Below are 12,448 nucleotides of genomic sequence, written 5' to 3'. Positions count from 1 at the left end.
TCTAACCGGCAGCTCGCCCATGTTGTCAATAAACGTCGCGTACGTAGCGTTTGTCTTTTTTCAATTGGTTGACGTATTCCACGGCTTCGACCAATGTCATTTTACCGTGTTCGCGGATGACGTCGTGCAAGGCTTGATCGACGTCCTTGGCCATTCGATAGGCGTCGCCGCACACGAAGAAATAACCGCCTTGTTCCAACCAGGCGAACAACTCGGCGCCGTGTTCCTTCATGCGATCCTGGACGTAAATCTTGTCCGCCTGATCGCGGGAAAAGGCCAGATCCAGCTTGGTCAGCAGACCGTTGCTTTGCATCGCCTCGATTTCGTCGCGGTAAATGAAATCGGTCGCGGCGTTACGGTCGCCGAAAAACAGCCAGTTCTTGCCGACGGCCTTGCGGGCTTGGCGTTCTTGCAAGAAGGCGCGGAACGGGGCAATGCCGGTGCCGGGACCGACCATGATCATCGGCAAATTGTCGTCGCTCGGAACTCGGAAATTGTTGTTCGGCGTGAAAAAAATCCGCACATCGGTGGTTTCATCGACTAAATCGGCCAGATAGGTGGAACAGACGCCCTTGTGATGCCGGCCGTGGGCGTCGTAGCGCACACTGGCGACGGTCAGGTGGACGGCATCGGGATGTTGCTTGCTGCTCGACGAGATCGAGTAGGCTCGATGTTGCAACGGCTTTAGCAGGCGCAGAAATTCCGCGGCGGAAAATTCGACGCCTGGGAACTGCAACAACAAATCCAGCGTGTCGCGACCCCACAGGTAATTGGAGAGTTTGTCCTTGTCGCCGGCTTGCAGCAGCGCGTTGAGTTCCTGATCGCCGGAGCGTTTCGCGATTTCCTCGATCAACTCCTTGCTTGGCGTTTTGATCTCGAAGTGAGTGCGCAATGCTTCCGAAAGCGTCATCAGTTCGCTGTTTACCGGTTCTTCCTCGGCGCCGCTGCAACCCAGGGCCTTGACCAGATCGGCCACCAGTTGCGGGCAGTTGGTCGGTACCACGCACATTGCGTCCCCCGCCTCGTAATTCAGGCCGGAACCGGCGATCGATATTTCGTAGTGGCGGGTTTCCTTGGACGAGTCGCCGGCGGTTAACAAGCGATTGACCAACAGTTTGGCCGGGAATGGATTTTTGCGGTTGTATTGAGATTTGCTTGGCTGAGCCTCGGTATCGACAACCGCGACGGTTTCGGCGCCGTCGGCCATCAACGGAATCACTTCGCTAAGCCATTGTTCGGCGGGCGCTTCGAAATCGACGTCGCAATCGACCCGCTCGAACAAGCGGTTGGCTCCCAAGGCTTGCAGGCGTTCGTCCCAGTCCTTGCCGGCTTGGCAAAACAAATCGTAGCTGGTATCGCCCAGCGCCAACACCGCGTAATTGAGTTTTTCCAGGCGAGGGGCGCTGTCGTCGCTGGCGGCTTCCCACAGCATTTCGGCGTTGTCTGGCATGGCGCCTTCGCCATAGGTGCTGGTGATGATCAATAGGTATTCGATATTTGCTAGTTGACCGATTTCGATTTCGTCCATGCCTTTAACGATGGGAACCAAACCGTGGCTTTTGGCGCGGGCGGCGGCGTCGTGAGCCAGGGATTCGGAATTGCCGGTCTGGCTGCCGAACAGAATATGTAAGTTGCGGGCGTTGGCGGAATTGACGCTGCCGGCGCTGTGAAGCATGTGGCTGTGCATGCCGGCGAAAAAACCGCTGAGCCAGGCACGTTGTGAGTCGGAGTAGGGGGCGTTTTCAGGGATAAAAGGTGATTTCATTTCTCTACCAACTTGGGACCGGCTTGCGCCGGTCCGGTCTCTATATAAATCAACGTAGCTTGGATCGAGTGGAACGCTACCCGGCGCAAAGGCGAGATAGCCGGACTGCGGCCTAGGTTAACCTGGTCCACTTCGATTTCGGTTACGCTGCCTCGCATTCCAGCATGTTTTGGACGATGGTCAGGCTTTCCAGGCTGGCCAGGTTTTTGTCGACCGAAGGTAAGTTGACCAATGCCGCGCGATTGACACGGTCTTGCTCGATGATCCAGGCAGTCGAACCGATCGAGTAGATGCTTTGTACATCGCGCAGCATCAGCGTGGTCTTGTAATCGTTCAGGCGCTTTGCCGCCATCAATGCCGCTAATTGACCGTCGTCGTATTGACTATAGGCCTCGCGGATATTTTTGATCAGCGCGTCTTGTAACTTGCGTGGCCGTTCCATCACCAGTTTGCGGGCCTGTTGATCGACCTGTGCCGGCGTGGCGGTTTGCCCTGCTTTTTGGAGCTGGTCTCGGGAGATTTGTTGCGCCTTGTCGATGACCGCGTAGCTATTGATCAATTTCAAGGTCAATTCGCCGTCGGTTTCGCCGTAAGCGGGAATCGCGCCATCGAACAGGGCCTTATCAAGGGTGTAAGCCTGTTTGATTTGCTCGATTTGCTGCTGGGCGAGGGCGACCGATAATTCTTCGATCATGGCCTTGCGATCCATCGATTTACTGAGAAACTCAGCAGTTTGGGTGCGATTCAACCACAACGGCAGCGCGAATTTGAAGTGCTGGCGCTCGTTTGTCCAATTGTTCAGAATCGTTTTCGCTTTTTCCGAGCCGGTGTGTTCGATATGTTGTTCCAGCATGTACAGAACGAACTGTTCATGGCTGGCCGCGAGCTCACTGCCGTCGGTGAGGCCGTGGATAGACACGGACGTGGCGTCGTACAGGTCTTCCAGACGATTTTCCGGGTCGTATTGGTAGGCATTGCCGCCGGACATGCCGGTGCAGAAACCTTTGCCGAAGCCGCCTAAATTCAACACCGCGCCATTGATCATGTATTCGCAAGCGAAGTCGCCGACGCCTTCGACGACGGCCATCGCCCCGGAGTTGCGCACTGCGAAGCGGTCGCCGGCCTCGCCGTTGATGAAGGTTTTGCCGCCGGATGCGCCGAATAACGCGAAATTGCCGATCAGCACGTTTTCGCCGGGCAGCTTAGACCCGCCACCGGGCGATTTGATGACGATAACTCCGCCGCACGCGGTTTTACCGACACCGTCGTTGCAGGTGCCGGTGTGTTCCATGCGCATGCCGTCGTTATTAAAGGCCGCATAGCTTTGGCCTGCGGAGCCGTGGGTACGGACGATGATCGTGTCGTCGGCGAGATAGCGCCGGCCGTGCTGGTTGGTGTACACGATTTTGGATGCGGCGGCTTGTTCGGCGCTCATTTCGTAGGCCAAAAAGCGCTCAAGGTCGATCGCGGTTTGGCCGCCGACGGTTTTATTGCGGTTGTTGAGCTTGAACTCGTCACCTTCGATAACGACTTGCTTCAGACCTCGCTGGAACAACGCGGTTTTGACTTGCGGGAAAATGCGGTCGTCGATAGCAAAGTCTTTTTCCAGATAGACTGGTCGGGCTATTTTGACTTCGTGGACTTCCGCCAGCAATTTTTGCAGATGAATTTGACCAACCATGCTTGGGTGGTCGATCAAATGCAGCAATTCGGTTTTACCGCGAATTTCCTTCAGGCTGGTGTAGCCCAGGTCGGCGAGGATCTCGCGGACTTCGTGGGCCAAATTCATAAAGAATTGCGCCAATACGCGCGGATCGCCCTTGAATTCTTCATGCGCGGTGGTTAGGCCGGCCGGGCAGCGAATGTTGCAATTTTTCGCCATCACACAACGCAACATCATCAGCGCGGTCGTGCCGAACTCGAAGGAGTCGCCGCCGAGAATCGCGGATTTGACCACGTCGGCGCCGTTTTGATGGGCTGCGCTACAACGCAGGATCACTTTATCGCGCAAGCCGTTGACGGCCAGCGCTTGATGCACTTCGGCGATGCCGATTTCCGGCGAACGGCCGGTGTTTTTCAGGCTGGTGACCGCCGCCGCGCCGGTACCGCCGGTATTGCCGGCGACGTTGATGACGTCGGCACCGGCTTTGGCGACGCCGACCGCGATAGTGCCTATGCCTTCAGACGACACCAGTTTAACGACCACGCGGACGCGAGCGGCTTTGGCGTCGTGAATCAATTGGCCCAAGTCTTCGATGGAGTAGGTGTCGTGGTGGGGTGGCGGGCTGACCAACTCGACTTTGGGGGTGCCGCCGCGCAGTGCGGCGATTTCGACCGACACTTTCGGCGCGGGCAATTGACCGCCTTCACCGGGTTTGGCGCCCTGGCCGATCTTGATTTCGATTTCTTCCAGATTAGGGTCGGCCAGATAGCCGGCCCAGACGCCAAAGCGGCCGGACGCAAACTGTTTGATTTTGCTGGAACGGAGGGTGCCGAAGCGGCTGGAATGTTCGCCGCCTTCGCCGGAGTTGCTCATGGCGCCGGCGATATTGGTGCCTTGGGCGACGGCTTCGTGAGCTTCGGCCAGCAAGGCGCCGTGACTCATCGCGCCGGAGGCGAACGTCGGAGTAATTTCGTGAGCCGGTTGGACTTGACTCAAATCCAGACGCTCGCGGGCAGTGCGGACGTTACTCAAATAGCGGTAGATCAAACTGTCGCCATCGTTGACCACTACTTTTAGCGTATCCGTTTCGATATTGATGCTGAAATCCCGGCTGGAGAAACGGGCTTTCAGATGTGCCGCTAGCGGTTCCAGACGGGTTTTACCGCTATTTTCAGTAAAATTAACATTGAAAACCGAATTATCTATTTGGTTGACTTTCAGGCCCCGAACCAGAAAATTGTTGTTGCCAAGCAGATTTTGGCTGCCCAACAGGCGATCGAATTCGGCTTGGGTGTCGGCGGCGCTGATGTCGACCGGAAACTCCATCACATCGCGCAACGCGGCGGGGCGATTGGCGCGTTCCAGCGTCAAATTGCGAGCGAAGCTGCGATACGCAGGGGTAATGCCGAAGGCATCGATCTGCTCCGGCGTGCGTTTATCGTAGCCGAAATCGCGGTAAGCGGTGTCGCTCGCTTCGTTAGCCTGCTCCCGCGCTATATATAAAATAGGTTCGTCGGTCATCGCGATGTATTCGCGTACCGCGGTATTGCCGAAGGTGTGGCCGGCACCGTCCTGACGTTCCTTGAACAGGCCCAGGAACGGAATGTCGTTCTCGCCTTGCACCGACAGCGCCTTGTGGTGCCATTCGGTGTTGCTGGCGGCGATGTCGGCGTAGCGCACGCCGCCGACCGACGAGTTGATGTTGGGGAAGTAGGCGTTCAGTTTCGGCTCGTCGGTGTCCAGATAGTTGGATTCGAAGAACTCGCCGCCAATGTAGCTTTCCACGGTGCACAATCCGAACTTGCCCATGGTTTTCATCAGCGATTTTTCGACGCCTTTCTGGAAGTTGTACAAGGCTTTCTTGCGGCCCGCCTCGTCGCCGTATTCGGTCATCACCCGGTTATGCACGCTTAGCGGACAAATCGCCGACGCTCCGAACCCCAGTATGGTCGCAACGTCGTGGGGGCTGGCGGCTTGACCGGTTTCCATGACGATAGACGAGTTGAAGCGCAAGCCTTGTTTGACCAAATGCTGATTGGCGGCGGCAATCATTAGCAGGGCTGGGATCGCTGCCTTGGTTTTGCCGATATTGGCATCGCTAAGGATGATGATGCCGGTGTGGTTGCGCGCGGCCTGTTCCACTTGTTCGCACACCGCGAGCAGGGCTTGTTCCAGAGCCAGCTCGTTTTGGTCGGCATCGTCGAAATTCGGGGTGTACAGCGCGTCCAGGGTGACGGTTCTAACTTGGTTTTGCCGACGGATTTGCTCAAGCTGGGTGCGTTGCAGGATCGGCGAGTCGACCATCAATTGCTTGCTGGTCGGCGGCGCGAAGGTAGGTTTCGCACCCAGCGCGACGCGTAGGGTCATACCGTCGCTCTCGCGCAACGAATCCAACGGTGGGTTGGTGACCTGGGCGAAACGTTGGCTAAAATAGCGCGACATGCCGCCTTCGGCCGCGCTGAGCGCATTCGGAGTCAGGCCGTAACCCATCGCGGACACTTTTTCCAAACCGGTTTGCAGTATCGGATCAAGCAGGAATTTGAAGCTTTCCTGATTCAGCGAATAGGCGGTATGGCGTTGATCAATGTTTAGTTCGTGGTCGTTGCCGATGTCGGACAATTCGACTTTCGGCAGTTCGTTCATGTGAACGCAACGCTGGGCCAACAGAGCTTTGTAATCTTTCTGTTTCGCCAGGCGTTCCATGACCTGGCGGCTGTTGTACGACTCGCCGGTGCCGTGATCGAAATACAGCATCCCGCCGGCTTCGATCCGGCCGCGGCGCAGAACTTGTTCCGGCGGGAAATCGATCTGGCCGGCCTCCGACATCACCGCCAAATATTCTTGGGTTTCCACCGAACGCAACGGGCGTAGCCCGAGACGGTCGAGGCGAGCGCCGACACGGACGCCGTCATTGAAGATCAGCGCCGCCGGACCGTCGTTTTTCTCTTCGTACAAGCTGAAATATTCCAGCATCGCGCGCACGTCATCGGACAAAGTAGGGTCGTTTTCCCAGGCTGGCGGCATCATCGCCAGAATCGCCGTGACGATGTCGAGTTCGTCTTCGTTGATGCGGCGAGTCAGGGTTTGGTCGAGGCGGCCGGAATCGGACTGGCCGCACGGAAATACGATGTGTTTGTTATTTTGCCGGGCAATGGCGTTTTCGCTGAGACGGTTTTTCTTGTCGGTATTCAACTCGCCGTTGTGGGCCATGTAGCGGAACGGTTGGGCCATCATCGTCGCCGGCGCGGTATTGGTCGAAAAGCGGGTGTGGAAAAACAGCGTGCTGATTTCGTGGTCGGCGTCGTATAGGTCGATAAAGTATGGGATAACTTCAAACGAATTCAGGCGGCCTTTGTAAACCTGGGTGCGCGAGCTCATCGATAGCGGATAAAATCCGCGCAATTCCGGGCGGCCGAAACCGTCGACTTCGATGGTCAGCAGCGCTTGCTGAATATGTTTTTCGAACAGCTCGTGGCTAGCATCCTTCAACGATGCGGGGCGGCCGAAAATCAGTTGTTTGATCGGTAGTTGAGCCTTGACAGAGGCTGTATTCAAGACCGAATGGTCGACCGGCACCTCACGCCACTTGATGACCGGCAGATCGAATTCCTTCAGATGTTCTTCGACCAGTTTTTGTGCTTCGGAATCGTAATGGGCGTGATCTTCCGGGAAGAAGAAGTTGGCGACGCCGAATTGACCCAGTTCCAGCGTTGCATCGCCGGTGACCTTGCGGAAAAACTTCAAAGACAGGTCGATATTCACGCCGGCGCCGTCGCCGATGCCCTCGGCGCTCATGCCGCCGCGATGCGGGATCGTGCATAAGGCCTCGTGCGACTTCAGCAATAACTCGTGAGTCTGTTTGCTATCCTTGCGCGTGATGAAGCCCACGCCGCAACTGTCTTGCGATAAGTCCGCGTCGTAGAGCATGAATGTGTTGTTTTTCTGGGCGTGTGTATTCATAGCTATCCAGATCCTGTCTTCCTGATTAATGAACCACCCGAAGTGGCCTGCCGGCAGGTTTATGGTTTTTAAATCGACCGCGTGATAGAGTCACTATATTTGAGAAGTTCGCTTTGCGCTAGTCGTCGCAACCAGTTCTCGTTGGCCAAGGTGGCTTTCGGTTGGTGAAACTTTCCAATGATACCATGCGCGCTAGAGCCTGTCATTCCTGGGGCCGGCCAAGCCGGCTTCAAATCCATTGCATAAACGGCAACACACTATAAAAAATGATGAAACAACAATACGATGTAGTAATTGTGGGTGGCGGAATGGTGGGTGCGGCGGTCGCCTGCTGTCTGGGCGGTAGCGCCTTGAAGGTGGCTCTGCTCGAAAACCGTTTGCCGGAACCGTTTGCGCCGGAACAACCGCACGATTTAAGGGTGTCTGCGTTGAGTATTGCGTCCAAAACCATACTCGAGATGGTGGGCGCTTGGCAGGGTGTCGAGTCCAAGCGATGCTGCCCTTTTCAGCGCATGCGCGTTTGGGAAACAGCGGGCGACACCACCTTCAACAGTAAGGATATCAATGCGTCGGAGTTGGGTTACATTGTCGAAAATCGCGTCACCCAGTTGGCCTTGCTGGAGCGCTTGCCGGATTTCGCTAATATCGAGCTGCTCGCGCCGTGTTCGATCGAGGCTATCGACTATCTAGCAGGCCGGACGGAATTGACGTTGGCCGATGGCACCAAAATCGCCACAAACATGTTGGTCGGGGCCGATGGAGGTCATTCCAGGGTTAGGCAAGCGGTTGGGCTTGGGGTCACCAGTTGGGATTATAACCAGCATGCGCTGGTGATCTACGTCGAGACTCAATATCCCCAACAAGATATCACCTGGCAACGCTTTGTCCCGTCCGGACCGCAAGCTTTCCTGCCGCTGACCGGCCATTTTGCGTCTCTGGTTTGGTATAACTCGCCCGACGAAGTTAAGCGTTTGCAGGCATTGCCCGTCGAAGACTTGAAGCGCGAACTGACGGGAGCCTTCCCGGATTGTCTCGGGGAAATCCAGCGAGTGTTGGGTGTCGCCAGTTTTCCGTTACGGCGCCAACATGCACAGCATTACTTCAAGCAAGGCGTCGCCTTGGTGGGCGATGCCGCGCACATGATCAATCCCCTGGCGGGTCAAGGCGTCAATATCGGTTTGTTGGATGCCGCCGCGCTGGCCGAAGTGCTGATCGAAGCCGGCAAACAGGGCAAGGCGATCGGCGATTCGGCCGTATTGCAGCGCTATGAACGGATGCGCCGTAACGAAAATCTGAAAATGATGACGGTGATGGATGTGTTTTATCAATCGTTTAGCAACGACATCTTGCCTTTAAAGGTTTTACGTAATTTGGGCCTCGGGTTGGCGCAACGTATCTCTCCGGCTCGGAATAAGGTGATGAGGGCGGCGATGGGATTGGAAGGTCGGCTGCCAAAATTGGCTCGCGGCGAACGTTTGTTATTGGGTTAGCGCATTTAGCCGCTCAGTAGTTGCAGTATGGTATCGCGCAACGCTTGTCGCTGGTGCTGATCGGTAATGGGCGTGCCGTCCAGTGCGCTAATGTAAAACATATCCTCGGCTCGGCTGCCTATTGTGGTGATTTTCGCGTCGTGCAGCTGGATGTTTTGTTCGGTAAAGGCGCGGCCGATCGTCGACAACAAACCGGCTCTGTCGGTTGTTACCAATTCCAGTATCGTATGTTTATGCGACGGATTTTCCAGATAGGTCAGCGTGGTTTTGATTGGGAAATGCTTGGCTTGCCGCGATTGCTTGTGGATGTTTTTAGATGATTTGACGGTCTTGGTTAGCAGTCCGTGACGTAATGATGTGCAGATATGCACCTCCCGGTGCAAATCGGTAATCGGTTTGCCGGACTGTTCCAAGACTTGAAAGCTGTTCAGGACGTATTGGTCGGCGGTCGTGATGATCCGCGCGTCGAGGATGGTGAGGCCTAATTGATCGAGCGTCGCGGTGCAGATCGAAAAAATCTGAACTTCGTTGCGGGCGTACACGAAGATTTCCGCGCTGCCGCGCAGGGTTTGCGGGCGCAACAGCACCAGGGGCAATTCGTGGTCGTGGCAGGCGGCAATCGCGACCGTATGCCAAGCGATTTCGTCGCCGGAGTATCGTAAAAAATAATCGTCGCTGACGTGTTGCCAAGAACGTTCTATCGATGTCGGCGATAAACCGAGCTTTATCAATTCCTCTCGGGCTTCCTTGCGGTTTTCCTCAAGGCGTTCCGATCTGGCCATCGGATTGAGCAGACCGCGATGCAGCGCCTGATGTGTCGAAATATACAGTTCTTTTAGTAACGCGTCTTTCCAGGCATTCCAAAGGCTGGGATTGGTCGCCCTAATGTCGGCCACGGTCAGCAGATACAGGTAGTTCAGGTATTCGATGCTGCCGACATGCAGCGCGAAGTCGTGAATGATGTCGGGATCGCTGATGTCCTTGCGCTGGGCGGTCATGGACATCAGCAAATGGTTGCGAACCAGCCAAGTGATGATCTTGGTGTCAGAGCTGGGCAGCTCGTGCTGTTGGCAAAACTGGCGGGCGATGGTTTCGCCCAATGTCGAATGGTCTCCGCCGCGACCTTTGGCGATGTCGTGAAACAACGCGGCGATATACAAAATTTCCGGCTTGGAAATCAGCAGGAAAATATTGTTGCAAAACGGTAATTCCTTGTTGTGCTTGGCCAGCGAAAAGCGGCGCAGGTTACGAATCACGAACAGCGTATGCTCGTCGACCGTGTAGATATGAAACAAGTCGTACTGCATGCGGGCAACAATATTGGCGAAGTCCGGCAAGTAGGCCGCCAGTATCCCATAGCGGTTCATACGCTTGAGCTGGTGGGTGATGCCGCGCGGTTGTCGCAGTATGTCCATAAACAAACGGTTGGCGCGCTTGTTTTGCCGGAATTCTTCGTCGATCAAGGGCAAGCTTTTTCGGATTAACCGTATCGTGCTGGCGCGGATACCTTTTAGCGACGGCGATTGTTGCAAAATCAAGAATATTTCCAGTAACGCCAGCGGTTGTTTTTGAAAAACATCTTTGTTGGAGGCCTCCAGGTAGCCGTCGATCGACGAAAAATTCGCGGTAATCGGGATCGGATTCAAGCTTTCCTTGTTGCTGATCAGTTTTTCGTTGAGCAATTGCAACAGCATTTCGTTGAGTCGCTCGATATCGACGACGGTCTTGAAGAAAAATTGCATGAATTGCTCGACATCCGGCTGGTCGTTCGCGTCGAAATAGCCGAGTTGGGCGGCGAGCTCGCGTTGATAATCGAACAGCAAACGGTCTTCGCAGCGGCCGGTCAGGTTGTGCAGCGCAAATCGCAAACGCCAGAGTATGTCGCGGGCAGTGATCAGATTGTCGTATTCGGATTTGGGTAGAAAGCCGTATTTGATGAGTTCGCGTAGCGACGCGGCTTTGTAGTGGTGTTTGAATACCCAACTGATGACTTGCAGATCCCGCAGGCCTCCGGGGCCTTCCTTGATGTTGGGTTCAAGATTGTAAGCGGTGTCGTGAAACTTGGCGTAGCGGCGTTCTTGTTCGCTGAGTTTGGCCGGAAAGAATTTTTCGGACGGCCAGAGCGTGTCGGAATTTACTTGCTGTTTCAAGGTTTCGAATAACGTTGTGCTGCCGGCGATCAGACGCATCTCCAGCAAGCTGGTAAACACGGTTTGGTCGGCTGCCGCGGCTTGTAGACATTCGGCAACGCTGCGGGTGCTTAGTCCGGGTTTTAGGCCAATGTCCCAAAGGAAGTTGGCAAACCCGGCGACGGCTTCCCGATAATCTTCGGCACAAGCAGGGTCCAGTAGTACCAATATATCGATGTCTGAGTAGGGGAACAGTTCGCCGCGCCCGTAACCGCCGGTCGCCACCAAGCCGTGGTGAGTATCGCAAGCTCCCATGAAGTGCTTCCAGCAGGCTTGCAGCAAGTTGTCGATAAAATGGGCTTTCTCGGTCAGTAGTCCGGTGGTTGCTTTATCGGGATTGAAGCGAAGCTTTAAATGTGCGTTTTCCTTGGCGATGGCGCTTTTGAACGAGGCAACCGGATTCTCTTCGCCGAAACAACTCAGAAAGTCGTTTTCGGAAAACCACATGCCTTTCACAGCTCTTCTTGCCGCAGGGTGAGTATTTCGTGGCCGGTTTCGGTGACCAGAATCGTGTGTTCCCATTGTGCTGAAAGGCTGTGATCCTTGGTGACTGCGGTCCAGCCGTCACCGAGGATTTTCATGTGGCGCTTGCCGAGGTTGATCATCGGCTCTATCGTGAAAATCATGCCTGGCTCGAACATCGCACCTTCGCCCTGCTTACCGAAATGCATGACGTGGGGTTCTTCGTGAAATTGTTTGCCGATGCCGTGCCCGCAGAACTCTCTGACCACCGAATAACGATGGGCCTCCGCATGTTTTTGAATCGAATGCCCAATGTCTCCAAAATGCTTGCCGGGGCGGACTTCGGCAATCCCCAGCATCAGGCATTCGCGCGTGACGTCCACCAGGCGCTTGGCGTGCGGGCTGACATCGCCGATGCAAAACATTTTGCTGGTGTCGCCATGGTAGCCATCCTTGATGACCGTGATATCGACATTGACGATGTCACCGTTTTTTAGTTTCTTTTCGCTCGGAATGCCGTGGCAGATTTGGTGATTGACCGACGTGCAGATCGATTTCGGAAAGCCGCGATAATTCAGTGGTGCCGGTACGGCGTGTTGAACGTCCACGATGTAATCATGGCAAATTTTATCGAGCGCTTCGGTGGTCACGCCGGCAACGACATGCGGTGCAATCATTTCCAGTACTTCGGCGGCTAATTTTCCGGCCACGCGCATTTTGGCGATTTCGTCGGCGTTCTTAATGCTGATAGTCATTCGAGGGTTGTAATAGTTGAAAAAACAAGGAGCTGCGCCGGATCGCATCGCGGAGTGCGCCGCTAAGGCAGCGCAGTCTAGCAGGTTTAAGCTTGTTGGGAAAACGCGATCATGGTATAAAGGTAAGTTCACCAAGTAACCAATACTCACACTTATCGACACGA

General features: G+C 55.2%; 5 protein-coding genes. 1 reads left to right on the top strand and 4 read right to left on the bottom strand.

The window, feature by feature from the left end; genetic code table 11:
* Positions 1-25: 25 nt before the first annotated feature.
* Positions 26-1,765, bottom strand: coding sequence for a sulfite reductase subunit alpha (locus tag ACQE3E_RS12695; RefSeq protein WP_427500600.1), 1,740 nt, complete (start codon positions 1,763-1,765; stop codon positions 26-28).
* Positions 1,766-1,907: 142 nt separating this feature from the next.
* Positions 1,908-7,388, bottom strand: a complete 5,481-nt coding sequence (locus ACQE3E_RS12690; protein WP_427500599.1) for a glutamate synthase-related protein — start codon at positions 7,386-7,388, stop codon at positions 1,908-1,910.
* A 269-nt stretch (positions 7,389-7,657) separates the two neighbouring features.
* Between ACQE3E_RS12690 and ACQE3E_RS12685 the strand changes: the two genes are divergently transcribed.
* Positions 7,658-8,878 carry an FAD-dependent monooxygenase gene (locus tag ACQE3E_RS12685; protein WP_313730265.1) on the top strand — a complete coding sequence of 407 codons (1,221 nt, stop codon included), beginning with the start codon at positions 7,658-7,660 and terminating at the stop codon, positions 8,876-8,878.
* A 5-nt stretch (positions 8,879-8,883) separates the two neighbouring features.
* Here ACQE3E_RS12685 and glnD read toward each other — a convergent pair whose 3' ends face one another.
* Both glnD and map read right to left on the bottom strand, forming a co-directional pair.
* On the bottom strand, positions 8,884-11,514 hold the full coding sequence (gene glnD / locus ACQE3E_RS12680; RefSeq protein ID WP_064030531.1) for a [protein-PII] uridylyltransferase: 2,631 nt from the start codon (positions 11,512-11,514) through the stop codon (positions 8,884-8,886).
* A gap of 5 nt (positions 11,515-11,519) precedes the next feature.
* Entirely contained in the window at positions 11,520-12,332 is an 813-nt protein-coding gene (map, locus tag ACQE3E_RS12675; protein WP_313730186.1) for a type I methionyl aminopeptidase, read from the bottom strand.
* Positions 12,333-12,448 lie beyond the last annotated feature (116 nt).

This window comes from Methylomonas sp. MED-D, assembly GCF_050276835.1.
Classification (GTDB): Bacteria; Pseudomonadota; Gammaproteobacteria; order Methylococcales; family Methylomonadaceae; genus Methylomonas; species Methylomonas koyamae_A.
The sequence above is the reverse complement of the archived record's forward strand: the minus strand, read 5'-3'. Positions and strand labels throughout refer to the sequence as shown.